Source organism: Pseudomonas hygromyciniae (assembly GCF_016925675.1).
GTDB classification, from domain to species: domain Bacteria; phylum Pseudomonadota; class Gammaproteobacteria; order Pseudomonadales; family Pseudomonadaceae; genus Aquipseudomonas; species Aquipseudomonas hygromyciniae.
Genome location: NZ_CP070506.1, coordinates 2799803 through 2825144, shown reverse-complemented (window position 1 = coordinate 2825144; position 25342 = coordinate 2799803). Strand labels below are relative to the sequence as shown.

At 60.1% G+C, this 25342-nt stretch carries 22 protein-coding genes, 1 pseudogene and 1 riboswitch; of the genes and pseudogenes, 12 read left to right on the top strand and 11 right to left on the bottom strand.

Annotated elements, in window-relative coordinates; genetic code table 11:
- Nucleotides 1-20: 20 nt before the first annotated feature.
- Nucleotides 21-461 (bottom strand): PACE efflux transporter, encoded by a 441-nt coding sequence (locus JTY93_RS12470; protein WP_205477447.1) that lies wholly within the window; start codon nt 459-461, stop codon nt 21-23.
- 115 nt (nt 462-576) lie between these two features.
- Here JTY93_RS12470 and JTY93_RS12465 point away from each other — a divergent pair, with 115 nt between their 5' ends.
- Nucleotides 577-1470, top strand: coding sequence for a LysR substrate-binding domain-containing protein (locus tag JTY93_RS12465; protein WP_205477448.1), 894 nt, complete (start codon nt 577-579; stop codon nt 1468-1470).
- Nucleotides 1471-1571: 101 nt separating this feature from the next.
- On the opposite strand, the gene JTY93_RS12460 is transcribed toward JTY93_RS12465, so the two are convergent.
- Nucleotides 1572-2462 carry a LysR substrate-binding domain-containing protein gene (locus JTY93_RS12460; protein WP_205477449.1) on the bottom strand — a complete coding sequence of 297 codons (891 nt, stop codon included), beginning with the start codon at nt 2460-2462 and terminating at the stop codon, nt 1572-1574.
- A 129-nt stretch (nt 2463-2591) separates the two neighbouring features.
- On the opposite strand from JTY93_RS12460, the gene JTY93_RS12455 reads away from it, so the two are divergent.
- Entirely contained in the window at nt 2592-3989 is a 1398-nt protein-coding gene (locus tag JTY93_RS12455; protein WP_205477450.1) for an MFS transporter, read from the top strand.
- 50 nt (nt 3990-4039) lie between these two features.
- Here the strand turns inward: JTY93_RS12455 and JTY93_RS12450 are convergent, their stop codons facing one another.
- Nucleotides 4040-5185, bottom strand: a complete 1146-nt coding sequence (locus tag JTY93_RS12450; RefSeq protein WP_205477451.1) for a serine hydrolase domain-containing protein — start codon at nt 5183-5185, stop codon at nt 4040-4042.
- Between the two features lie 130 nt (nt 5186-5315).
- Nucleotides 5316-6385: pseudogene (locus JTY93_RS12445) on the bottom strand (fatty acid desaturase).
- Between the two features lie 317 nt (nt 6386-6702).
- Between JTY93_RS12445 and JTY93_RS12440 the strand changes: the two are divergent.
- A complete protein-coding gene (locus tag JTY93_RS12440; protein WP_205477453.1) occupies nt 6703-7266 on the top strand; it encodes a recombinase family protein in 564 nt (187 codons plus the stop codon).
- A gap of 163 nt (nt 7267-7429) precedes the next feature.
- Complete coding sequence (locus tag JTY93_RS12435) at nt 7430-8410, top strand: NAD-dependent epimerase/dehydratase family protein (protein WP_240344412.1); 981 nt, start codon at nt 7430-7432, stop codon at nt 8408-8410.
- Here JTY93_RS12435 and JTY93_RS12430 read toward each other — a convergent pair.
- The gene (locus JTY93_RS12430) at nt 8376-8765 is read right to left on the bottom strand and encodes a MerR family transcriptional regulator (RefSeq protein ID WP_205477454.1); all 390 of its coding nucleotides are present in this window, start codon (nt 8763-8765) and stop codon (nt 8376-8378) included. The genes JTY93_RS12435 and JTY93_RS12430 overlap by 35 nt on opposite strands.
- Nucleotides 8766-9006: 241 nt before the next feature.
- Here JTY93_RS12430 and JTY93_RS12425 point away from each other — a divergent pair, with 241 nt between their 5' ends.
- The 3 genes from JTY93_RS12425 (at nt 9007) to JTY93_RS12415 (ending at nt 13044) form a co-directional block, all read left to right on the top strand.
- Nucleotides 9007-9522 carry a sigma-70 family RNA polymerase sigma factor gene (locus JTY93_RS12425; protein WP_240357288.1) on the top strand — a complete coding sequence of 172 codons (516 nt, stop codon included), beginning with the start codon at nt 9007-9009 and terminating at the stop codon, nt 9520-9522.
- Complete coding sequence (locus JTY93_RS12420; RefSeq protein ID WP_205477456.1) at nt 9519-10481, top strand: FecR domain-containing protein; 963 nt, start codon at nt 9519-9521, stop codon at nt 10479-10481. Before JTY93_RS12425 ends, JTY93_RS12420 begins: the two co-directional genes overlap by 4 nt.
- A 97-nt stretch (nt 10482-10578) precedes the next feature.
- Nucleotides 10579-13044, top strand: coding sequence for a TonB-dependent siderophore receptor (locus tag JTY93_RS12415; RefSeq protein ID WP_205477457.1), 2466 nt, complete (start codon nt 10579-10581; stop codon nt 13042-13044).
- A 128-nt stretch (nt 13045-13172) separates the two neighbouring features.
- On the opposite strand, the gene JTY93_RS12410 is transcribed toward JTY93_RS12415, so the two are convergent.
- From JTY93_RS12410 to JTY93_RS12390, 5 genes are read right to left on the bottom strand one after another with little or no spacing between them, the layout of a single operon-like run.
- The gene (locus tag JTY93_RS12410; protein WP_205477458.1) at nt 13173-15200 is read right to left on the bottom strand and encodes an LTA synthase family protein; all 2028 of its coding nucleotides are present in this window, start codon (nt 15198-15200) and stop codon (nt 13173-13175) included.
- Nucleotides 15200-15784: a hypothetical protein gene (locus tag JTY93_RS12405; RefSeq protein WP_205477459.1), complete on the bottom strand. Its 585-nt coding sequence runs from the start codon at nt 15782-15784 to the stop codon at nt 15200-15202. Before JTY93_RS12405 ends, JTY93_RS12410 begins: the two co-directional genes overlap by 1 nt.
- A complete protein-coding gene (locus JTY93_RS12400) occupies nt 15784-17070 on the bottom strand; it encodes a sialidase family protein (RefSeq protein WP_205477460.1) in 1287 nt (428 codons plus the stop codon). The genes JTY93_RS12405 and JTY93_RS12400 overlap by 1 nt, the downstream gene beginning before the upstream one ends.
- A gap of 50 nt (nt 17071-17120) precedes the next feature.
- Nucleotides 17121-17666, bottom strand: coding sequence for a cytochrome b/b6 domain-containing protein (locus tag JTY93_RS12395; RefSeq protein WP_205477461.1), 546 nt, complete (start codon nt 17664-17666; stop codon nt 17121-17123).
- On the bottom strand, nt 17666-17932 hold the full coding sequence (locus JTY93_RS12390; protein ID WP_065894972.1) for a PepSY domain-containing protein: 267 nt from the start codon (nt 17930-17932) through the stop codon (nt 17666-17668). Before JTY93_RS12390 ends, JTY93_RS12395 begins: the two co-directional genes overlap by 1 nt.
- A gap of 158 nt (nt 17933-18090) precedes the next feature.
- Between JTY93_RS12390 and JTY93_RS12385 the strand changes: the two genes are divergently transcribed.
- The 5 genes from JTY93_RS12385 (at nt 18091) to JTY93_RS12365 (ending at nt 24216) form a co-directional block, all read left to right on the top strand.
- On the top strand, nt 18091-18753 hold the full coding sequence (locus JTY93_RS12385; RefSeq protein WP_092236509.1) for a response regulator: 663 nt from the start codon (nt 18091-18093) through the stop codon (nt 18751-18753).
- Nucleotides 18750-20135, top strand: a complete 1386-nt coding sequence (locus JTY93_RS12380) for a sensor histidine kinase (RefSeq protein WP_205477462.1) — start codon at nt 18750-18752, stop codon at nt 20133-20135. The genes JTY93_RS12385 and JTY93_RS12380 overlap by 4 nt, the downstream gene beginning before the upstream one ends.
- 52 nt (nt 20136-20187) lie before the next feature.
- A riboswitch (yybP-ykoY riboswitch) is annotated at nt 20188-20359 on the top strand.
- Nucleotides 20360-20365: 6 nt separating this feature from the next.
- Complete coding sequence (gene mntP, locus JTY93_RS12375; RefSeq protein WP_205477463.1) at nt 20366-20929, top strand: manganese efflux pump MntP; 564 nt, start codon at nt 20366-20368, stop codon at nt 20927-20929.
- Between the two features lie 131 nt (nt 20930-21060).
- The gene (locus JTY93_RS12370; protein WP_205477464.1) at nt 21061-23466 is read left to right on the top strand and encodes a glucose/quinate/shikimate family membrane-bound PQQ-dependent dehydrogenase; all 2406 of its coding nucleotides are present in this window, start codon (nt 21061-21063) and stop codon (nt 23464-23466) included.
- A gap of 123 nt (nt 23467-23589) precedes the next feature.
- Nucleotides 23590-24216 (top strand): LysE family translocator, encoded by a 627-nt coding sequence (locus tag JTY93_RS12365; RefSeq protein ID WP_169997484.1) that lies wholly within the window; start codon nt 23590-23592, stop codon nt 24214-24216.
- A 21-nt stretch (nt 24217-24237) separates the two neighbouring features.
- On the opposite strand, the gene JTY93_RS12360 is transcribed toward JTY93_RS12365, so the two are convergent.
- Nucleotides 24238-25242 carry a hypothetical protein gene (locus tag JTY93_RS12360; protein ID WP_240344413.1) on the bottom strand — a complete coding sequence of 335 codons (1005 nt, stop codon included), beginning with the start codon at nt 25240-25242 and terminating at the stop codon, nt 24238-24240.
- Nucleotides 25243-25342 lie beyond the last annotated feature (100 nt).

Genomic DNA, 25342 nt, shown 5'->3' with positions numbered 1-25342 from the left:
CAATGGGGATTTCGGGCGGGTTATTGGTTAACCGAAACCTCCCCCTTCGCGGACGTTGGTACATCAAACACCCTATCAAAGACCCACTGAAACACCAGCGCGTAAAAGAAGAAGAACACGAACAGCCCCAGATCAGTGACCAGTGCAGCCCACCAAGAAATCTCCAGCCACCATGCCACCAGTGGCACCAACAGTAGAACGAGACCCCCCTCAAAACCCAGTGAGTGGAGCAACCGTCTGCCCAACGTGCGAGCACGCTGCGGCTGACGCGCTTCCCAGCATTCAAAAACGTAGTTGAACAGCACGTTCCACAGCAGCGCGCATACAGACAACATCAACGACAGCGCACCCGCATGGGCCAGACCTTCGTCGTATATCAACGAGATGCTGGGCGACAGCACCGCAATAGCGATTGATTCATAGAGGATGGCTTGAAGAATTTTTCGCGAAGGTCCTTGCATGGTGTTTTCCGCAGGTTGAGTAGATCGAATATCTGCGACGGTATCGCTGCGTACACATCAAGAAAAATGAGATAAATTGAACAGTCATCAATTCAATTCATCTAGGGAACGAAGCGTGTTTTCGACTCTTGCGCTTAACGCGCTGCGCACCTTCGAGGCGGCTGCGCGACTGGGTAGCTTTAAAGCGGCAGCAGAGGAACTCTCTGTCACCCCGGCGGCCATTTCCCATCAGGTCAAGACGTTGGAAGCCCGCCTCGCAACGATGCTGTTCAAGCGATCAGGACAAGGTGTGGTGTTGACCGAAAAGGGTGAGTTGCTATATCGCCAGACTCATCGCGCCTTATTAGACATTCGCCGCAGTCTGGAGGCTTTTTGTCCGGACACTGTTCCCCAGACCCTGACCATTTCCACTACGCCGGGCTTGGCGGCAGCCTGGCTGATTCCACGGCTGGGTGGTTTCTATCGAAGTTTTCCGCAATTCAATGTGCGGGTCGATACGCGTAACGAACTAGTCGATCTGCTGCGTGATTCCAGTATCGATGTTGCTATTCGCTCGGTCAGTCGCGATGACCCGAAGTTGTTCCGTCAGGAGTTGATGAACGAGCAATTCTCGGTTTACGGCGCCCCGGATCTGGTGGCCTCGCTGAACGTAAATCAGATCGAATTGATCAACCTTCACTGGAAAATCCCGGGAGCATTTTCAATCAATTGGGAAAGCTGGTGCGCGGCCGCCGAATGCCAGGCCTGGCTTGAAACCGCGCAGATGCGTGAGTTCGACGATGAGCATTTTGCTTTGAGCGCTGCGGTCGCGGGTCATGGGCTGGTGCTGGCAAGCAATGTATTGGTGGCCGACAGCCTCAGGCGTGGAGAATTAGTGGCCTATAGACCAGAAGTAAGCCTGCTGGGTCCGCGTTACGTTGCGGTGTGCGTGCCAGGGTGGGAGCGGCAGGAACACGTGAGCGCGTTCCTGATGTGGCTGGCAGGTGTCGCTGTACAGGATGACGCTTGACCGTTTCACGACACAAACGGCCGGTTGCGAACGCCAGCTTTAGTCGGTTACTTCATCTACTGATTTCAGACTTTTGCCCCTCGTAGCCAATTGGCCTGGGACTAGGTCGTACCCTGCGCCTCTTCGATAACCCACTCCACAAACGCCTTGACCTCATCACGTTGCATCGCCTCCGGCCGGGTCACGACGTAGTAGGCAAATCGTGCAGGCCAAGGCTTATCCAGGACTTGTACGAGGCGGCCCGCAGCAATTTCCTCTTTCGCATATTCCACTGGCACCAGGGCGAGCCCCTGCCCGGCTTCTGCTGCGCGAATTAGCAGGAAGTCATCTTCGAAAGCGCTCCCGCGTTCGGCCCGTGGGTCGTTGCCAACGCCATGGGCCGAGAGCCATAAGGACCAATCTGCGCGGTCTGAGTCGTGCAACAGAGGGTACTTGAGGCAATCCTGCGGCTCAGTGAGCACGGCGTTTGCCAGCATAAGAGAGGGGCTGGCCACCGGCACCAATACCGGCGCCATCAAGCGCGTGACGTGCAGGTTGGGATAGAGCCCAAGCCCATGGCGTAATGCAACGTCGACTCGATCTCGGCGCATGTCCGCGATGGCGGACGTCGCTTCGACCCGCACTTCGATGTGCGGATATCGCTGGTTGAAACGGCCCAGGCGCGGCACTAGCCACGACGCCGCGAACGTAGCAACGGTACTGACCGTCAGGGTTTGCCAGGTTTTGGCTTGTTCCAGCGACAGCAGCGTCTCCTGGATCTGTTCGAACGCCTGGAGCAAGGCGGGATGCACGCTGGCCCCGGCCTCAGTAAGACGCAAACCGCTGCGCTCACGGGTGAAGAGCGGCATGCCGACCCGATCCTCCAAAAGCCGAATCTGTTGGCTGACCGCACCCGATGTGACGTTCAGGGCCTGGGCGGCCGCCTTGATACTGCCGCGCTGGCCCACCTCAACGAAGGTACGTAACGCCAGATAAGGAAGGGATGTGGCCATGAAGTTTAGTTTTCCTAAATTCAGCGACTAAAAAGGATCGTTTCCACTGTGCCGACGGGCGTCTGATGATAAGCCTTGTTTAGAGAAGTTAAACATCATTAGAAAAACTATATCAATCAGGATACCCCTATGAATCACCCTCGTTGGCGGCTCTGCCTCATCTTGTTGTGCACGACGCAATTCGTCGCCCTGCTCGACTTCTCCATCACCATGATCCCTTTGCCGCAGATCCAGGAAAGCCTGGGCTTTACGCCCGGCGCCTTGCAGTGGGTCATCAACGCGTACGGCGTCGCCATTGCAGGCTTTTTGCTGTTGGGGGGGCGCGCCGCCGACATGTTTGGTCGCCGTCGTGTGTTCCTGCTTGGGTTGGTGATCTTTACCCTGGGCTCCCTGCTCGGCGGCTTCTCACAGACCCCTGCCATGCTGATCGCCACTCGGGCCATGCAAGGCTTTGGCGCGGCTTTATTTTCGCCCGCCGCATTTTCGTTGCTACTGGCGCTTTTCCCCGATCAGGCCTCACGTAATCGAGCCCTGGGTGCCTGGACTGCGGTGGCTGCGAGCGGATTCGTCGCAGGCCTGATCCTCGGCGGGATGATCACCGACCTCATGGGCTGGCGTTGGGTGCTGTGGATCAACGTGCCCGTGGGTATGTTGGTGATAGCCCTGGCAGGCAACCTGCCGGTGGGCCAACGCGATGCGGCAATGGGCGCAAGGCGCCTGGACATAGGCGGAGCGATTCTGGTCGCTGCGGGTGCCGCAACACTGGTGTTCGCGTTTGCCAACAGCGAGCACGTCGGCCTTTCGTCTCCCGTCACCTATGGGTTGATTGCTTTGGCCATGGGGCTACTGGCCTTGTTCGTCTGGGTCGAAAGCAAAGTTGAATACCCGTTGATGCCCCTTCCGATTTTCTGCAGGCGCCTGACGGGCGGCGCGAACCTGGTGTCGCTGTTGGCGAACACGGCACTGGGGCCGACGTTTGTCGTGGTTGCGCTGTATATGCAGGAAATCCTCGGTTTTACGGCCACCCAGACCGGCCTTGGGCTGCTCCCGATGGCGGTCGCCTTCACCCTCTCCAGCGCCTGGGCCGGGCCGGCACTGATTGCCAGGGTAGACACCAAGCCAGTCATTCTCGGCGGCATGACCCTGTTCATTGCCGGCCTTGCGCTGCTGGGCATGTCGTTGGCCGTGGATACGTCCTGGGCCCTCTCCATCCTCCCCGGCACGGTGTTGGCAGGCGTGGGTTATGGCATCGCGTTTCCGGCGTGGACCGTGGCCGGTATCGAGGGCGTGGCTGAAGTGGATCACGGGCTGGCGGGAGGCATGCTGACCACGACCCAGGAAGTCGGCTCTGCGGTGGGCCTGGCGGTGGGTGTGGCCGTGAGCATTGCAGTGCTCGCCGGCGGAGGAAGCTCGGTACAGGGCTTTAGCTATGCCATTTTGGTGTCCGCGTGCATGGTCGTGCTCGGCTTGATAGGTGCGGCGCTCATCCTGCCGGGCAAGGCCAGCACGCTGGCGCTTGCACGATGAACGCCTCTGCGCCAGTTGAAAGATCAAGCACGGGTGAGCATTAACCCCCTTCAAAGCGCCGCATAAACAAGAGCCGATAGCCGGCCAGGACGGGGATCAATCATCGTATGGCTGCCCGAAGTCGTAGTGACAAAACCAAAGCTCACGCGACTTTCGGGATCGGCGAAACTCACCGGACCGCCAAGCCCGAGATGGCCAAAGGCATTGGGGCCCATGGCCAGAGAAGCCGTCGGATCGATTTGCTGCTCCAGCATGCAACCTAATCCATAACGCATTGGGCGCATCCATGTCCGGTCCATGCCGTGACTGTGCTCTTGGGTGAACTCGTTGAGCAGTTCGGGACCGATAAAATTTCCCGCCAGCAAGGCGCTATAGAAACCGGCCAGGCCGTGAGCGGTGCCGTGTCCACACACCGCCGGTTGCCGATACGCCCACCAGCGAGGGTCATTGGTGCGTCTAGGCACCATACCGGGGTTGGTAAAGGCAAATGTCGCGATATGCAATGGTTGGTTTTTCAGCACGGTCCGCAACGCTTGTGAGTAGGGATCACCGACCCGGCCTGTGGCATTGTCGAAACGAGCGATACGGTGAAAGTGCTTTTCGTCCACGCCAAGGTGAACGTCGAGGTCATGGGGGTCCAGAATCTCTTCGTGGATAAAGACACAGGCATCGCGCCCGTCCACCCTGCGAATCAACTCGCCGAGAATCCAGCCGAAGGTGGTGGTGCCATACCCCAGGTCTGTGCCCGGCTCCCACCACAGCGGCTCGGCCTCCAGGACCCGTATCATATGGTCCCAGTCAAACATCATGGGGTTATGGTCGGGTGCTCGCAGCGCCGGCAGGCCAGCTGTGTGGTTCATCACCTGGCGCAAGGTCACCTTGGCTTTGCCACTTTGGGCGAACTCGGGCCAGTAACGGGCCACCGGCGCATCCAGCTCCAGCTTGCCCTGCTCGACCAACATCAGCACAGCCACCGCGACATAGGGTTTTACAACGCAAAAGGTATTGGCCAGCGTGTCACGCGTCCAAGGCTTGGTCCCCTCTTGATCCGCCATACCGGCCCACAGGTCGACAACCCTCTCTCCATTTACCTGCACGCACAGCCCGGCGCCTCGCTCTTGTGGATCATCAAACATGTCCTCGAAGGCTTGCTGGACCGCTTCAAACTGCTTGGCACATATCCCTTGCGCTTTCATGCATCAGACTCCTGGTATTTGAAGTACTGCCCTTGGTTTGCCAGGCGGCAGGAAAGATCCTGCTGCCTGGCAGGCCCGTATTAAAACAACACTACTTTCGCGGACCACATCATTTAATGTTTGGGGGAACTCAACCCCGCGAACGCGTTTGAGAGTGGTCCATCGAAAAACGGTTCGCGCGTTTATAGGTGCCGAAGTCATTGAATCTGACACCTGCCTGCGCCATGACTTTATGCGCATAAGGGGCCGTCATCTGACGCAGGTAGAATGGGTCTCGCACAACAAAGTGGTGAATACTGTGAGTGCTGCCGAAGTTAAAACAGAACATCTGGAACGGCCACAACCACCAAGGGTTCATTACCTGGGTTTGTTGTAATGCATTACGCGGGGCAACATCACCGTAGTAATGCATATTGGAGCTGATAAAGAACAGGCAGAACTGCCTTATAAGATTAGGAGCGATCAGAATAACGACTACGCTATTGACGACTTCCATTAACGCCAATGTCGTAGCTGAACTATGAACCTCCTCTCCCACGATTGAACCAAACCAGACATACAGGTGGTAACCGAGGAACACATACCAGCACCCCCAATACAAAAGCCCGAAAGGTGTATTGAGTCGAATAATCTTGCCTAACAATCTTACCTTTTGCCGCCACCCCGGAGCAAAAACCGCATTCAGGAAACCAAATACAAACCCATCCATCAGTTTCAATAACCGGAGCATTCCCCAGGGGCTACCACTGGTGATAATCCAGGCCTCCACATCCGATTCAGTTCCGGACTCTTTATGGTGGTGAAAGTGCAGACTGCGCCTTAGCCAAGGGCTGGGCATTCCCGGTCGAGCCAACCAACAAAAAAACATCATGGCATTATGGGCCAGCGGTTGTTTTCTGAAATAAAGCCGATGAATCAAGTCATGTTCGATTTCATGGATAAAAGAAGTCAGCAGAGCATTGATAAAAATACACATCCACCCCGGGATAAAACCCTTGATGTAGAGCCCTCCCGTGACCGCCATCCCTACCAGGGAAAACGCCATGACACCCGCCCCCCAAAGCATCCTGATGCTGCAGGATCGGGTAGCGCTTGCGCAGGTAGTTCCCATGTTCGGTGATTCGCCGGGTGACATTATCAATCTTTTTCCTGATCGGTACTTTGGCGGTCAATTCCGCTGGTGTCTTCCAAGACTTTCATCCATTCATCCTCTGTTTGCGTCGGGGAATTACCAGCTTCGTCAAGCCGGTCAAGTCAGTTGTTCGAGCAATAAACAGCTGGCATTCAAATTTATTGGGCAAACTCACTCGCGCCACTCAATAAATATGAAATCGACTGTTTTCAAAAAACTTGTTAGGATCATTCCAAGCTTCAAAATGATAAGACAACTTCAGTTCTTTGCAACTGTGTATTTTGGGCGAGCTTAGTGTTACAGGCATTTGTGTAATTTTTAATAATTTAGTTACAGTTTGTACAAGGATAAAATAACTGCGTACAAGTATTGCCAAGGAGGCACCATGAGATTGCATCGCATCAAATATTTTCGGCTCTCTCTACAAGAATCCGAGGGTAGCGCGGAGAAAAAAACGAGCCATGATGTATTTGACGCAGTGTTTTGCGATGACCCTGCAGACCCTGCCGCGAATCGCCCAGGCCTGGAAAGGCTGATTCGCTACACACAGTGCGGGGACACTGTGGTGGTCGACAGCATGACATCGCTCACCTCAAGCACCGAGCAACTGTGCACCATCACTCGCCGGCTGATTGAAAAGCAGGTAACCCTGGATTTTTTGAACGAAAACCTGGTCTTTCGGCATGATTGCCTTGAAGTCATGGAGCCCATCATTGCGGTAATGGAACTGATCGCAGAGTTCGAGCGCGCAGCAACGAGGGAAAAACAGGCAATAGGCATTGCCAGCGCAAAGATGCGTGGGGTTTACAGAGGGCGCAAGAAAAAACTGTCTGACAATCAGGTTGTAAGCTTAATTGACCGCGCCGGTACTGGAGAAAGTAAATCTAAACTAGCGCGTGATTTTGAAATAAGCCGCCAGACACTTTATCGGTACTTGAGATCTACTTAGAGGGCCAGTTACCTGCGGTGCAAATATGGGTGGCTGCAGGCGTATTCAAACCTGCGCCGCCTGCGCACAAGGCACATAACCATCACACTTGACTCTGTCCCTTGGGACAAGCTCTACCCTGCCTTATCTATTTCAGTTTCATCGTCAGCGGATAAGGCAACCCATGAGTACGTTATCGATGGTCACAGGTGCCAATGGGCATTTGGGCAACACCCTGGTGCGGGCGCTGATCGCCCGCGGGCAACGCGTGCGCGCCGGGGTCCGTGACCCGGAGCGAAGCACCGCTCTGGCAGGGCTCGACTGCCAGGTAGTGCGCGCCGAACTGCAAGACCCCCACTCCTTGCGCCAGGCCCTGCAAGGAGTGGATGTGCTGTACCAAGTGGCGGCGGTGTTCAAGCACTGGGCGAAGGATCCACAGGCCGAGATCGTCGAGGTCAATGTGCAAGGCACGCGCAATGTTCTGCGTGCCGCCGCCGAGGCTGGGGTTCGGCGCGTGGTGTATGTCAGCTCCGTGGCGGCCGTTGGGCACAACGGTCAGTTTTTGGATGAGCACAACTGGAACACTGGTCAGCAAAACCCCTACTACCGTTCAAAAATTCTCTCTGAACGTGCGGCCTGGGAAACCGCCCAGGCCTATGACCTGCCCCTGGTCAGCGTGTTGCCCTCGGCAATTATCGGCCCCCATGCCACGCGGCTTACCGACACCATGGGCTTTCTGGCGGCCGTACTGGCGCGCAAGTTGGTGCTGGACCCGAACTTTCATTTCAACTTTGTCGATGTACGCGACGTGGCCGATGGACTGATCCGCGCGGCGGAAAAAGGCCGGCCTGGCCAGCGCTACTTACTGGCCAATCAACAGGCCTCATCACTGGCGCAGGTGATCGAGGCCCTCGGCAGCCTTCGCCCTGGCTACCCAATGCCGCGCCGTGCCCCCAAATCCCTGTTATTGCTGATCGCCTGGTTGCAAGAGCTGCGGGCACGCTACACCGCACGGCCAGCTGAATTGTTGGTCAGCCAGGTACAAATGTTTTATGGGGTGCGCCAGCTTTATTGCATCGACAAGGCGGTCAACGAACTGGGTTACCAGCCGCGCTCGCCGCAGGACGCCCTCACCCAGGCGTTTGCGCATTTATTGGCCCGCTGAGGCTGGGGGCAAATTGCTGGTTGATCTGGTGTTGCAACTGCGTCAGGTGCTGCTGCCGATCCTGCAAAGCCAGGATCTGCGCGTGCAACTCCAGGCGCTTGGCCTCGATACCCTGATTGGCCAGTGCCAGGGGAAACGGGGCCTGGTGTTGCTTGGCGGCCAGCAGCTCGCTCAGTTCACCCAGCTTGAACCCCGCCGCCTGGGCGCGACGAATCATCTGCACCAACTTCAGGTGATGGGCCGTGTACAACCGGTAGCTGCCCCGGCGCTGCGGGGTCAGCAGGCCCAGTTGTTCGTACAGCCTTATGGCTTTGGGCGTGCATCCTGTCAGCTTGGCCAGTTCACCTATGTACATAGAGCGCCTTCTCCCTGATTCGACGTCGGCCCGCAGTTTACTGGGTTGGGCTTGCGGTGGGTAATACCGGCTTTGAGGGACACGAACGATCCCATCCGCCGGATGATCGTGCAGGCACCACCACGCAAATGCGCCAGCTGGTTTATCCGGTTAGTTAGCAACTTTGCTTGCTGAACACCAACGCCCACACTAAGATGCGACGAATTCTCAAATGCACCCAGTTATCGCGCGGAGGCTTTTCGTGTCGTCGCCATCCATTCCTTCAGCCCCTCACGCCGAAATCCGCACGCTGTACATCGATCATCACGCGTGGTTGCTGGACTGGTTGCGCAAGCGGCTGCGCCATGGCGACAACGCCGCGGACCTGGCTCACGACACCTTTGTGCACATCCTCGGCAAGCCGGAGCGGTTGCAGGAGTTGCGTCAGCCACGGGCCTGGTTGAGTACGGTGGCTCACGGGCTACTGGTAGATCGCGTGCGGCGCCAGCGAGTCGAACGGGCTTACCTGCAAGCCATTGCCCACCTCCCGGAAGCTGGGGTGCCGTCACCGGAGTCGCAGTTGATCCTGTTGGAAACCCTGATGCGCATCGACGCATTGCTCGATGGCCTACGGCCCAAGGTGCGCATGGCTTTCCTGATGTCGCGGCTTGAAGGTCTCAGTTACAAGGCGATCGCCGAACGCCTGGCCATCAGTCTCAGCTCGGTGGAGAAGTACATGGCCACTGCCATTCGCCACTGCTACCTGGCGCAACGATGAGCGCGCCAGATGAGGTGCTCGACCAGGCGATCGGCTGGCTGGTGCGGATCGAGTCCAACGGCGCAACCCCAAAGGTCCTGGCGGCCTGCCAGCGCTGGCGCCAAGCCGATGCGCGGCATGAAGCCGTCTGGCAAGCGCTGCAAAAAAGCAACGCCCCCTTCCAGAGCCTGGCCGCGTTGCCCGGCACCGTGGCCCTGGATACGTTGGAGCGCCTGAGCAGCAATCACCACAGCCGGCGCCAGGCCCTCAAGCTGCTGGGGGTGGGGCTGCTGGCCTGTGGCGTTACCGGCTGGTCACTGCGGGAAAGCACGCTGGTGCCCTGGGGCGCGGACTATGCCACCGGGGTGGGCGAACGGCGGCAGTTCCTGCTGAGCGACGGCACCCGCCTGCAACTGAACACGGCCAGTACGGTGGACGTGCAATTGGGCGCCCAGCGTCGGCTGATTACCCTGCGCCGTGGCGAGATTTTCATCGATACCGGCAAGGACAGCGCCGAACCCGGTGGGCGCCGCAGCTTCTGGGTCAGCACCCGCCATGCGCAGTTGCAAGCCATCGGCACCGCCTTTGCAGTGCGTGACGAGCAACAGGCTACGCGCCTGCGGGTCGAGGATGGCATGGTGGCCATTCAAGGTGCTGGCGAGCCGATCCTGGTTGCCGCCGGTGAGGAGTACCTGATTGATGCCAACGGCAGCCACCGTGTCCAGGTCAGCACCCTCAACGCCAGCGCCTGGACCCGCGGGCAATTGGTCGCCAAACGTATGCGCCTGGGGGACCTGAGCGCCGAACTGGCGCGTTATCGCCATGGCTGGTTGCACTGCGATCCAGCCATCGCGCAGTTAGAGGTGTCAGGCGTATTCCAGCTCGATGACATCGACCGCGCCTTGAGCGCCCTGAGTGATTCGCTGCCGGTACGCATCGAGCGCTTTACGCCGCTCTGGACCCGTGTCGTCGCGCGTTGAGCCTGATGAGAAAAAATCGCAAAAACTTTTACGGGTTTTGCCCAGCCCTTCGACAGACAGGCAACACACCTCGTCATTCGAAAGGAGCTCGCCGTTCATGTCCCAAGCGTTGATTCCCCCTCGCCCCCTGCATCGCAGCGTTCTGGCGCTAACCCTCCAGAGCCTGTTGCTGGGCGCCGCGACTGGCCTGCCGCTGGCCAGCTTTGCCGTACAGGCCGAACAGGCCGAGAGCCGCCATTACGACCTGGCCGCCGGGTCGCTGGAAGAGTCACTCAACAGTTTCGCCCAGGTGGCCGGGATCACCCTGCCCTTTGATCCGGCCCTGGTGCAGGGCAAGCGCGCGCCGGCGCTGCGCGGTGACTTTGGGGTGCATGAGGGGCTGGACCGCCTGCTGGTGGACAGTGGCCTGGCCGTTACGCGCAATGCCAGCGGCAACTACCTGCTGATACCGCGCAGCCAAGCCAGCGGCGCTGTCGAGTTGGGCGCGACCACCGTCAGTGGGCTGGCCCTTGGGTCGACCACTGAAAACAGCGGGTCCTACACCACCGGGGCGATGCAGACCGCGACCAAGCTGCCATTGTCCCTGCGCGAGACGCCGCAATCGGTCACAGTGATCACCCGCCAGCGCATGGACGACCAAGGCATGCGCAGCCTCGACGACGTTGTCCAGGCCACGCCTGGGCTGCGATTGTCGGCCTCGCGCCCGGCCAACAGCGAGTACTTTGCCCGGGGTTTTCCCATCACCAACCTGATGTTCGATGGCCTGCCCACCACCTATAACGCCGACTGGGTGGCAGCCGCCGACCTGGCCCCCTACGACCGCGTCGAAGTGGTACGCGGCGCCACCGGCATGATGCAAGGCGCCGGCAACCCTTCGGCCGCCATCAACATGGTGCGCAAGCGTCCCACCAAGGAGTTCCAGGCCAGTATCACCGCCAGCGCCGGCAGTTGGGACAACTACCGCAGCGAACTGGACGTTTCCGGCCCGGTCAATGCCAGCGGCACCGTGCGCGGGCGCTTTGTCGGTGCCTACAACGACAAGGACAGCTATCAGGACTACGCCGGGCGCGAGCGCGGCGTGTTCTACGGGATCAGCGAGTTCGACTTGAGCGACAGCACGACCCTGACCGTGGGGGCGTCCGACCAGAACGACAATAACAACATCAACTGGGGCGGCTTGCCGGTGAATCCGGATGGCAGTCATATGGGTTTCTCCCGCTCCAAGACTTTCGGGTATAGCTGGTCGCACCAAGACGTCCACAACAAGACGCTGTTCGTCGAGCTCGATCACCGCTTGGACAACGATTGGCGCCTGCACCTGGGCGCCTCAAAAAACTGGTCCGAATTCAAGATGATGGGCGGCGTCCTCGAACGCAATAACGACGCCACCTACCGCCAGCGCATCTTCAACCAGGGCCGTGACTTCGACCAGTCCACCTATGACTTTTTCGCCAGTGGCCCCTTCTCGCTGTTGGGCCGCCAACATGAACTGGTGGTGGGCGCCAGCAAGCGCCAGCTCAAGACCGAGGCCACCGGCGGCCACGTGTTCGTCGGCGTGCCCGACATCAACGGCTTCAGCCCCAAGGGCCTGGCTAGACCAACCGTTCCGCACGTTTACTCCCTCAATGACAAAGTGGATCAGGAAGGTCTCTACCTGACCACCCGCTGGAACCTTGCCGACCCGCTGAAAGTCATTCTCGGCGCACGCCTGGACTGGTACGACGCCACGTCAATCTATGACCAGACCAACGATCAGTACTACACCTCGGGCAAAACCAAGGAAGTGCGCCACGTCACCCGCTATGCCGGGGTTATCTATGACCTGGACGACAACCACTCGGTCTATGCCAGCTACACCGATATCTTCCAGCCCCAGACCGAGAAGAATGGCGAAGGTACCGGGATCAAGCCGATCACCGGCGAAAACTACGAAGTGGGTATCAAGGGCGAGTACTTTGGCGGCGCGCTGAACGCCAGCGCTTCGCTGTTCCAGATCGACCAGCTCAACCGGGCGGCGGAAGTGGCCGACTCCAGCGTCTGCCGGGTCATCCCCGTCGGCAGCTACGGCTGCTATGAAGCCGCCGGCAAGGTACGCAGCCAGGGCCTGGAACTGGAGATCAACGGTGCCCTGACGCCTAACTGGCAAGTGGCTGCCGGCTACACCTTCGCCCAGGCCAAGTACGAAAAAGATGCGGACAAGAGCAAGGAAGGCACGCTGTTCGACACCGACGTCCCGCGCCATATGTTCAAGGCCAATACCACCTACCGTCTGCAAGGCGACATGAGCCAATGGCGCGTCGGCGCCAACCTCTATAGCCAGAGCGCGACGTTCAACAAAGGCAGCAACGTGTTCGGCAAATTCCATATCGAGCAGGATGCCTACGCGCTGGTCGGGCTGATGGCGGGTTACCAGGTGAACAAACACCTAGATACCCAGCTGAACATCAACAACCTGTTCGACAAGAAGTACTACCAGGGCATCGCCAGCAACTCGACCTGGAGCCCATACGACGTGTTTGGCGACCCGCGTAACTTTACCGTTACGGCGAAGTATTCCTTCTAAGCGCCTGCACGAGCCGGCTTGCCAGCAATAGCCAAAGCAGATAGGGCAGCTGTGGTGAGCGGGTTTGCCGGAACTCCGTATCGCCCGCGCTGGGCTGCGAAGCAGCCCCAAAATGGCGATGCCGGACCTCAACGCACATTGCGGTACAACATCAGCCGCGCGCTTTCATGCAGGCCCCGGGTCAATTTGACCAGACGCTGGAATTCATCGGGGTTTTGCCCGGCCACGTTGTCCAGGGGGGTCAGGGAGCGTAGGTCGTGCAAGGTCGGCGCACTGCCGTCATGCTGCATCTGCAACAGATAATCCTGGGTGACCCCGCCGATCAGCGGGAAAGTGCCCTCACGCAAGACCAGCGGTACCACACGCTCGCCCTCCGGGGCCGGTTGCTGTATATCGCGCCCCATCGCCCGATTGTTGAACGCCACGCCCACCATCCCCGCGACCGTCGGCAACAGGTCCGCCAGCCCCACCGCCTCCTCGATCACCCTGGGCTTGAGCAAGCCCGGGGCGTGAATCAGCAGTGGCACATGGTTGCTTTCCAGGCCCAGTTGCTCGAAAGCCGGCGGCATATGGGGGATCTGGCTGATACGGGTGTTGTGGTCACCGAAGAACACGAAAATCGTGTTGTCGTAGTAACCACCCGCCTTGGCCATTTCCATCAACTTGCCGATATTGAAGTCCAGTAGGCGCACCGCGTTGTACTGCTCGACACTGCGTGAGCCGGCGGTTTGCACTTGCTCCAGGGACAGGTTGCTGCGCTTGAAACCGTCATTGTCTCGAGGAACGGTAAACGGGCGATGATTGCCCGCCGTCTGGACATAGGCAAAAAAGGGCTGGTCCCGCGGCAGATCGCGCAGGATCCGGTCGCTTTCCTTGAACAGATCAAGATCGGAAATGCCCCATACATCGACTCGAGGTGAGTGCCAGTGGCGCTCTTCATACAAGCGCACGCCGTCGATGCTCTGCTGGATCAAGGCATTGATATTGGCCCATCCGGCATTGCCGCCAATCATGTACAGCTTCTGGTAATTGGTGAAGGCATTGATAAGCGTGTGCTGGCGTGTGATCAGGGGATGGCGGGTCGCCGTTTCCTGGCGCGTGACATCCGGGACGCCGGTGATACTCGCCCACACGGTCTTTGCGGTGCCAGTGACCGGCACGTAGAAGTGTTTAAAGAACCAGCTCTGGGTCGCCAGCCGGTCGAGGTTGGGCGTCGGGTCTAGAGGGTTGCCATAGGCGCCGACCGCACTGGTGCCCAGGGATTCGAGCATCACAAACATCACGTTCGGCGTTGCGCCCAGGCGGTACGGCTGCGCGGTTTGCTCACGCTCGAACGTCAGGCTCTGCGGATCGGGGCGGTCCACCCCCAGGTAGTGGGCAACCACTGGGTAATGTTCACGCACCTGTGGCTCATCGAACTGCGCCTGGCCGGCCTTGAGTGTGTCGTAGAAAAACAGCACCGGATTCAGGCCCAGTGCCGCGATCTTGCCGTTGCCAGAGAAAAACGCATCGCTCCAGCGCAGTGGTACCGGGTTTTGCAGGTTGAGACTTTCCACTCGCCCAAGCAGCGCCAACAGCACAGCGATCAACCCCAGACCGCTGCCGAACGCCAGCGAAGCGCGTCGAATGGCCCGAGGTGGACGCCCCAGTGTCAGGCGTTCCAACCTCACAAAAGCGCAGAACCACACACCCAGCACCAACAACCAGGCAAGGACGATCCACAGCACCGGATAGGTCTGCCAAACCATCTGCTGCGAAATTTGTGCGTCTTCCAGGTAGCGCAACACGCTGGCGTTAAGCCTCACCCCAAGATAGGCGTAATGGCCGAAGTCGATGATGTACACCCAGCCGACGAAGCCCAGCGTCAGCAGCCAATAGCCCCGTGCCACAACGCGCAAGCCCGCAACGCGCACCAGGTTCCAGCGCGGCATCCACGCTAGCACCGCCAACGGCAACACCAACAACACCGCCAGGCGCAGGTCGAAACGCAAGCCGATGCCCAGGGTGTCGAACAACTGCCGGTTATCAGCGAACTGCGCCGGATCGATGCCGGAAAACCCCAGCACAAACACCAGCCGCAACCCTGCAAACAGCAAGAACGCCAGACCTGTCGCCCCTACGCCATAGCGCAGTCGCCGCGATTGCAACCAACCCATCATTGACCTCTATGTAGTTTGACGCTCTTGACGCAGAGCACGCTGCCCGCCACCAGGCAATAGCCCACCAGCAGCGGATCGATCAGGTAGTCCCAGTAGTTTTCCGACGCTTTCAGGCGTAACGCAAAGGCCAGTGTGCCGAGCGCGAGCATCCACACGGCCAACGTATTGCGCAGCCACAACAGCCCCAAGGCGAGCAGCGCAACCAGCACAATCATCGGCCTTGGATTGAAGCCCCAGCGATAGGGATCGAAGTAAGTCAGGCCCATGGTGGCCGGGTACAGCAGCGCCGCTAGCAGCCCAAACAGCACCAGCATCTGGGCGCGCGCCCGAGGCGCTTGCGGCTCGACCAGCCCCAACCGCACAAGGCTTACCCAGCCCAGCAACACCAGGGTGCTGATTGCCAAATCATCGGTAAAACTGCGCACGTACGCCGCCAGCGGCAGGTCATTGAGGGGGATAAAGCTGACCAACGCCAACCCTGGCAACAACCACGGGCGCCAGGGCTGTAGGCAACGCAACGACCCGAGCAGGACAAAACCCAGGAGGATGAAGGTCAAATGGGCCTGCCACAGCATCATCATTACAGGCGCTCCGCCAGCCAGGCTTCGTTGAAGCTGACATGCTTGATAAAGGTGTTATTCCATGAATAAACCAGGTGATACACGCCGTCCTGGCCACGGCTGAAATACGGGTACTCGTACTCGAAATCACAGCCCCGAGGCTTGCACACCCGGTAATCCAGGTTACTGAGGAAACGCTGCTCCAACGGCAAGCGCCGTGCGCCGCTGGAGGCGCGAAAGCCGGCGCCGATGATCGCCTTGTAGGCCTCGGGGGCGAAGGGTTGGCCAAGCGGATCCGGTGATTGATCCAACTCGATTACATTGCGCCAGTCATTGAGGTCCGCGTCGGTGCCATACAGGCTGAGTTTGAAGCGCCCGTCACGCAGGTCATTGAGCGCCACCAACAAGCCGTTATCGGCAGTGCCGACCGCGGCCAGGGATGAGTTGGGATTGGCCGGTTCCAGAGGGTAAGGCTCACTCCAGGTCTGCCCGGCATCGTCGGTGCGGCTGGCCAGCACGCGATGATGGGTATCGCCGGCATAACGCAGCATCGCTACGGCGCGACGCTCGTCCAGGGGCACGATGGTCGGCTGCAGCGAATGCTTGCCCCGGCTGATGCGGAATTTATCAATCACTGCGCCATCCGCGCTCAGGTACAGGTATTCGGAAAACTTACCCATGAGTTCGTGATAGACCGGCAACCCAATCGAGCCATCGGCATGAAAAACCGGCGCAGCACGCACCAGGGTGCTGACATTGAAAAACGGTGAGGTGATCAGTTGCCGGGGCGCAGACCAGTTGCGCCCCAGGTCTTCGGACACCATCACATTGATCGCGCTGGTCGCCCAGCCCCCCACCGACACCGACACATAGAACATCCACAGGCGCTGGTCCGGCGCCAGTGCAATCACCGGGTTGCCCAACTTGCGGATGTAGCGCCCGGTGCCATCGCGAGTCGACTCGCGGGTCGCCAACACATGCTCGGCGCCCCACTCCGTGGTCTTGGCGTCGAACCGCGCAGTACGGATTTGTACATCGGCGGCGCCTTCACGCGAGCCGGCAAACCACACGGCCATCAAGTCGCCGCCCGGCAGTGCGGTAACCGACGACGAATGCACAAAGTCATCCAGTTGCGAGGACACGAACCGGCTGTTGTAGACCGGCTCGGCGCTAGCGGCCAAGGGCGCGGCAGGCCGGGCGAAAGGCGCCAGGACATGGGCCGGATGACTGCGCCAGGCCGCCCAGAAGACCAGGCAGAGCGCCAGGCTGGCGAGAATGAATTTCAAGCGAAAAGACAGCACGCGCATAGTGAGCTCATGGCAAATGCAGGGTGGGGAGTGGAGACAAGACAGCGGTGTCAGTGCGCAGAATCATCCGGCAACCGACGCCGGCGACCGGTCAGCATCGATAACGGCAGGTTGTCGCGTACCTGGAAGCTTTCAAACACGGCCGCTGCGATATGCAAGCACACCAGCACCAGCAGGCCATTGACCGCAGTTTCATGCACTTGCAGCGGCCAATCGGCGCCCCATAAGGCATCGACCTCCTCCATGGCCCAACCGCTCAGGCCCGCCGTCAACATCGCCAGGAGCATCAAAATCATCACCAATGCACCCAACGGCGAGTGACCGAGGCGATGTTCCGGGCGCCTGGCGCGCAGGGAGCGCACATGGGCGGCGAGCCTTGCCGGGGTCGGCCAGAAGTCCGCCCAGCGCGCACTGCGTGGCCCGACAAATCCCCACAGCAGCCGTACCAGCAACCAGCCCATGGCGTAATAGCCGAGCCAGACATGCCAATCGTCGCCGGCCTCAGTGAAGAAGTAGTTGGCGACAAAGACCCCGGCGATGGACACGTGAAACAGCCTCACCAGCGGGTCCCACAGTGCGATGGAGTTGCCTGGCATCAGCCCTTGATCTCGGTCTTGACCGCTTTGCCGCTGACCGGGTCGTGGTAGATCTCGACCTTGCGCTTGTCCTTGTCGAACCCGTAGATCTCATAGCAGTTGCCATCGGTGATCTTGAACTTGCTGATCTCGTAGCCCTGGGCTTTCAACTGGTCCTGGAACGCCTGCGGGTCTTGCCATTGCGCGCGCTGCTCCGTGGTGCATTGCGGGCCGGCAAGGGCCAGGGGGCTGGCAACAATCAGCGACAACAACAGAATTTTGCGCATGATGACACTCTCGCTCGTTGAGGAAGGTCTCACTGTGCAAAACCAAGCTTAATGAAGTCTTAGCTGGTAATGAGTGGTTACATGTTTCTCGTCGCCCGGCCTGCCACGCCCGTCTCGGCAGCGGCATGATGCCGCCGATATCACATCGGGAACACACCATGCGCCTATTGTTGGTCGAAGATGATCGGGCCCTCGGCCAAGGCATCCGCGTCGCCCTGAGCAGCGAGGGCTACACCCTGGACTGGTTGCACGACGGCGCCAGTGCGCTACATGCGTTACGCAGCGAAAGCTTCGATCTTCTGCTGCTCGACCTTGGCCTGCCGCGCCTCGACGGCCTGGCCCTGTTGCGTCAATTGCGCGATCGGCAACAGGACCTGCCGGTATTGATCCTGACCGCCCGCGACGGCACCGCCGAACGGATTGCCGGGCTGGATGCCGGCGCTGACGACTACCTGATCAAACCCTTCGATGTCGACGAACTCAAGGCCCGCATCCGCGCTTTGCTGCGGCGCAGCCAAGGCCGCGCGCAGCCACTGCTGGAGCATGCGGGCGTGTGCCTGGATCCGGTCGGCCAGCAGGTCACCTGGCACGGCAACCCGGTGGTGGTGACGCCGATGGAGTACCAGTTGCTCCATCAACTGTTGGCGCGCCCCGGCAACGTGGTGACCCGCGAACGCCTGTCCCGGGCCTTGTATGGTTGGCAGGAAAAGGTCGAGAGCAACACCCTGGAAGTGTTGATCCATAACCTGCGCAAAAAACTTTCGACCGAGCTGATCCGCACGGTGCGCGGCGTCGGGTATGTGATGGAGCTCAAGCCATGACCTCGATACGTACACGCATCCTGGTGCCGGTGCTGATCCTCGTTCTGCTGGGCGATGTGCTGATCAGTTGGCTGGTGCTGCGCGACAGCCACCACGAGATCGAAGAAGTGTATGACGCCCAGCTCGCGCAAAGTGCGCGCCTGCTGCAAGGGGTGCTGGCACAACGTGCGCCGGGGGACAACGATTGGAACCGGCTCTACCAGGCCTTCGACGCAGCCATGAGCCGCGTGGGCGACACTGGAGCAGCGCACCCTTACGAAACCCGCCTGACATTCCAGGTGTGGCGCACTGACGGCCAATTGCTGGTGCGCTCGGCCGAAGCCCCGGAACTGAAGGCACCACCGGCGACCCTCGGCGCCCACGACCTGATGGACAACGGCCACGACTGGTGCGCCTTCCTGCTCAAGGACCCACAGCAAGGACTGCTGATCTGGGTGGGCGAGCGTGATGACATTCGCCAGGACCTGATCCAGCGCATCGTCGGCCATACGCTGTGGCCCAGTGTGATTGGCGTGCCGCTGCTGGCCACCTTGATCTGGCTGACCATCGGCTGGGGGTTGCAGCCGTTGCGCGCAATGGCCCGTACCATCCGTGGACGCACTACCGAAACCCTCAAGCCGCTCAACCTGCGCCCCCTGCCCCACGACCTCGAACCCATGCAGACCGCGCTCAATCGCCTGTTGCAACAGATCGATAACCTGCTGGCGCGAGAACGACGTTTTATCGCCGATGCCGCCCACGAGCTGCGCACGCCTCTGGCGATCCTGCGGATCCATGCGCAAAACGCCCAGATGGCCGGCACCCCACAGCAACGGGAGGAAGCCCTGGAGTTTCTGGTCAGCGCCGTCGACCGCGCCACGCGCATCGCCAGTCAGTTGCTGACCATGGCGCGTATCGAGCCGCGCCTGGCCAACCCCGAGCGATGCGAAGTGGAACTGACCGAGCTGGTGCGGGAGGAACTGGCTGAACTGGCACCGCTGGCGCTGGCAAAGGATATCGAGCTGATCCTCGACAGCGACCACCACTGCCTGGTCAAGACCGACCCCGTCGCCCTGGCGATCGCCCTGCAGAACCTGGTGACCAACGCCCTGAACTTCGCCCCGCCTGGCAGCGAGGTCAGGGTCCAAGTACAACCGCAGGGCTGCGGGGCGGTGTATATCAGCGTCGAGGATGCCGGCCCCGGTATCGATGAGGGTGAATATGCGCGCCTGTTCGAGCGCTTCTACACCCAGGGGCACGGCAACGGCGCCGGGTTGGGACTGGCGATTGTGCAGATGATCGTCAGCAAGATCGACAGCAGCCTGCAGTTGTACAACCTGCCCCAGGGCGGGCTATGCGCTGAACTGCGGATCAACCAAGGCGCGCCGCTTCATTCACATTGAGCGGCTTGCTGCCGGGCTTTGACGTTTTTTTCATGTTTGTGCGCATAAGATCCCGGACCTCGTTGGGGAGTAGCCTGCTTGTGAGCCTTTCGCAAGCGTTCGTATCAACATTCTCGGCAACCTGCCGTGGTACGAACACCTTTTGGTTGGTGAGACCAGCGACACATCCATGCCTAAAGTCGGGCGTGTGGTTGTGTCGTTGACTCATAGCCCGACTGGAAGACCCACCCGTGAATCCTGTTTCCCTCATTCTCCTCGCCCTGGCCATGTCCACGGATGCCTTCGCCGCCGCTATTGGTAAAGGCTCCAGCCTGCACAAACCTCGCCTGGCCGAAGCGCTGCGCACCGGCCTGATTTTCGGCGTCATCGAAGCCATCACCCCGATCATCGGCTGGCTGATCGGCCAAGCCGCCACGCGCTGGGTGGCAAACTGGGACCACTGGATCGCCTTCACCTTGCTGGGGGTCCTGGGCCTGCACATGATTTACAACGGCCTCAAGCACGAAGACGAGGCCGAAGAGAAAAGCGCCCAGCACTCCTTCCTGGTCCTCGCCGTCACTGCTTTCGCCACCAGCATCGATGCCCTCGCGGTCGGTGTCGGCCTGGCGTTTGTCGATGTGAATATCTGGGTGGCCGCTGCCGCCATCGGCCTGGCGACCATGACCATGGTCACTATCGGCGTGATGCTCGGCCGGGTCCTGGGCACCGTGTTCGGCAAGCGCGCAGAGATCGTGGGCGGCGTGGTACTGATGATCGTCGGTGCAACGATTTTGTATGAGCACCTGTCCGTCTGACTCGCGACCTTGTACCAAGCAAAGCCCCGGTTAACGGGGCTTTTGCATTTGTGCGCAGACAGAATGTACCAACCGGTTAATTAGCTTGCTATCATTCGCCCCCTGGACCATCACCCTCGGGCTTTCTCGACATGAAACACACACCCCGCGCCACTGGCGCCTCTCGATTCCTGTTGCTGGGTTTGGGCGTCATTATCGTCCTGCTCGGCGTGGCCTTGGCTGTCGGCGGGGCAAAACTGCTGAGTCTGGGAGGCTCGGGCTACTTCCTGGTCGGCGGCGTGGCCATGGCCATCGCGGGCCTGTTGATTGCACAGCGAAAACCGGCGGGTGCCTGGTTGTTCGCGGCATTTTTGCTCGGCACTGCCGTGTGGGCGGTATTGGATGTAGGCCTGGTGTTCTGGCCGTTGTTTTCGCGGTTGTTCATGTTCGCCGTCATTGGCCTGGCGGTGGCGCTGGTCTATCCATGGCTGGCACCGGACGCGGGCCGTGGCGCCTACGGCGTGGCGGGCGTGCTGGCGGTGGCATTGGCCGTGGCGGCTGGCAATATGTTTGTCGCCCACCCCAGCGTCGCACCAAACGGCGATGGCCCAGGCCTGACACCCGTTGCGCCGGCACAAGCGCAGAAGGACTGGGCACACTACGGCAACACCGAAGGCGGCAGCCGTTTTGCCGCCCTGGACCAGATCAATCGCAGCAACGTCGACAAGCTCAAGGTGGCCTGGACCTATCGCACCGGTGATGTGGCCATCAGCGACGGCAACGGCGCCGAAGATCAACTCACGCCCCTGCAGATCGGCAACAAGGTGTTTATCTGCACGCCCCATAACAACCTGATCGCGTTGGATGCCGACACCGGCAAAGAGCTGTGGAAGAACAACATCAACGCCCAATCGGCGGTGTGGCAGCGCTGCCGTGGCATGGCCTATTTCGACGCCAGCGCGCCTATCGCCCAACCGACCCAGGCCAACAGCTCACCGATCATTGCCGTCAGCGTGCCCGCCGGTGCGCAATGCCAGCGGCGCCTGTTGACCAATACCATCGATGCACGCCTGATTGCGGTGGATGCCGATACCGGTGAGTTCTGCGAGGGTTTTGGCAACCACGGCCAAGTAGATCTGAAAGCTGGCCTGGGCAATGTGCCGGACAGCTATTACCAGCTGTCTTCAGCGCCATTGATCGCCGGCACCACCGTAGTGGTTGGCGGGCGCGTCGCCGATAACGTCCAGACCGATATGCCGGGCGGCGTGATCCGCGGTTTTGATGTGATCAGTGGGCAGATGCGCTGGGCGTTCGACCCAGGCAACCCTGAAGACAAGCAGGCGCCAGCCGCAGACAGCACGTATGTGCGCAGCACCCCCAACAGCTGGGCGCCGATGTCCTATGACCCACTGATGAATACTGTATTCCTGCCGATGGGCAGCTCGTCCACCGATATCTATGGTGTCGAACGCACCCAGCTCAACCACAAATACGGCGCCTCCGTACTGGCGCTGGACGCCTCCACCGGTGAAGAAAAGTGGGTGTACCAGACCGTGCACAACGACCTCTGGGACTTCGACCTGCCCATGCAACCCAGCCTGATCGACTTCACCCTGGCCGACGGCAAAACCGTACCGGCCGTGGTGATCGGCACCAAGGCCGGGCAGATCTATGTCCTGGACCGCGCCACTGGCAAACCGCTGACCGCAGTGGAAGAAGTGCCCGTCAAGGCGGCCAATATTCCCAATGAGCCGTACTCCCCCACCCAGCCAAGGTCCGTGGGCATGCCGCAGATCGGTGCGCAGACCCTGAGCGAATCGGACATGTGGGGCGCAACCCCCTATGACCAGTTGCTGTGCCGCATCGACTTCAAAAGCATGCGCTACGAAGGCTTGTACACCGCACCGGGTACCGATAAGTCACTGAGTTTCCCGGGCTCCCTGGGCGGTATGAACTGGGGCAGCATTTCCACCGACCCGGTGCATGGCTTTATCTTCGTCAACGATATGCGCCTGGGCCTGTGGATCCAGATGACCCCGTCGCAGAACAAGGCCCAGGCCTCCTCCGGTGGCGAAGCGCTGAACACCGGGATGGGCGCGGTCCCCCTCAAGGGCACGCCTTACGCCGTGAACAAAAACCGCTTCCTGTCGGTGGCCGGTATTCCGTGCCAGGCACCGCCGTTCGGTACCTTGACCGCCATCGACATGAAAACCCAGAAAATTGCCTGGCAAGTACCCGTTGGCACGGTTGAAGACACCGGCCCGCTGGGCATTCGCATGCACCTGCCGATCAAGGTTGGCCTGCCGACCCTGGGCGGTACCCTGTCCACCCAGGGCGGCCTGGTGTTTATCGCCGGCACCCAGGACTTCTACCTGCGCGCCTTCAACAGCGCCAATGGCGAAGAAGCCTGGAAAGCCCGACTGCCCGTGGGCAGCCAGGGTGGGCCGATGACTTACGTGTCGCCCAAGACCGGCAAGCAATATGTGGTCATCACGGCCGGTGGCGCGCGCCAGTCCACCGACCGTGGCGACTACGTAATCGCCTACGCACTGCCTTGATCCCCGCTGTTTGAAGGTGGGAGCCGGCATTCCCGGCTCCCAGGCAACTGGATTGAGCTTGATCAGGGTTGCCTGATTGGAACACCATGGCGGACTACAACCGTTGACGAAAGGACTGTCGTTATGTTCCCACTGGATATCTGGCTGACTTATACCGCTGCCTGCCTGTTGCTGGTGCTCTCCCCGGGACCGGACAACCTGCTGGCAATCGCCAGGGGCCTGAGCCAGGGGCGTATGGCCGCAGCCATTTCGGGTATCGCGTCGGGCACCGGGATTCTGTTTCACGTGGCGACGGCATCGCTGGGCTTGACCCTGTTGATGCAGACGTCCGCCGTGGCCTTCTGGGTAGTCAAAGTCATCGGCGCCAGCTACCTGTTGTGGCTGGGCATCAAGGTCCTGCGTTCGCGCAGCCTGATCAACTTCAAGCCGGCGGCGCGGCAACCGCTCAAAAGCATCTTCCTCACTGGCTTCCTGTCGGCGGCGCTGAACCCCAAGCCGGGGTTGTTTGTGCTCGCATTCATCCCACAGTTCGTCAACCCGTCATTGGGCTCGGTCACCGTGCAAATGATGGTCTACGGTGCCTGGTTCGCCGCGTTGACCGCACTGGGCTTTGCGCTCATGGGGATTTTTGCGACGCGGCTGTCGACCTGGCTGCAGCGCAAGCCAAAAGTGGTCAATGGCCTGAATGTAGGCGCCGGACTGACCTTCGTCGCGTCCGGGCTTTCGGTAGCGGCACTCAGCCAAAAATAGACCGGCCTAAAGATGCTATTGCTAGCCTGGCACCCGTGCCTTGGCCAGCATGTCATCCAACTGCGCAATCAGGTCATCGGCACTGACCTCGACAAAATTCCCACGGGCAGCCGCTAGGATCTTCTCGGCAAACTCGGCGCTGTATTCCTGGTATGGCGCCTCGGCTTCCTGGCCCAGGTCATAGCCAATCATAAACAGCGCCGCCTCCATGGCACGCAATGGATCATTCGGCGCCGCCACCTGCTGGAAGCGGCTGCCGGCAGCGTCAGGATGCTTGAGCACGGCACTGAGCAACCAGCTGGCGCGCAGGTTCCACATGGCATGGTGGTGCCCGGAGCGCAAACCCGTGAACTTGAACCCCTCGCCACCGGGATTGCGGCGTTTTGGCGCGAGGGCATCCTTGTCTTCCTTGGCGTTGGCCCAGGGGAAGCACAGGGCCGGCGGTACTTTTACCAGGTCGTGTGCATGACAGTATTTCACCACCAACCAGCCCAGGCCTGCGGCCACGCGGCTGTCGTAGATAATGAAGTCCTTGCACAGCAGGGAATACACCTTGGTCATCCCGGCGTTGAAGCGCAAGTGGTCGGAACGCAACACCGGTGCACGCTCATCACCGGCGTCCAGCGCTGCCACGACGGTTTGCAGCAGACCGGCCAGCCCAACCTTGTTTGTCTGCAACCAGTCCACGTTGTGCGCCGTGACCCCACCCCAACGCATGACATCGCTCGCCGCTTCAGCGCAGCGGGAATCGTCGCCGGCAGCCGCCAGCAGGTCTTTACGCAAGGCCGCCAGGGCCGTCCCGTTGCTGAGCGCACTGGTGCCTGGAGCAAAGTCCAGGCGCGCATTGCCCGGATGGTTCCAGCGATAGTGTTCGAATGCGTTGTACAAGCTGCTGCACGACCAATGCACGCCGGTTTTGCGGTTGACGTACTCATGCTTGAACAGCACCGTGGATTCAAGCTCCGAGGCCAACCAGCGAGTGAACGCAATAACGTGTGGCAGGGCTAGATAGGTTTTGCAGTTCATGAAATGCTCCTGTGGGCTGGCGCTCTAAATCGCGGGTTTGCTTGCCAGCGAGCACATAGTCCCAGCGAATAAACCCACTTTTTGTCTTTGAGTATCGGCC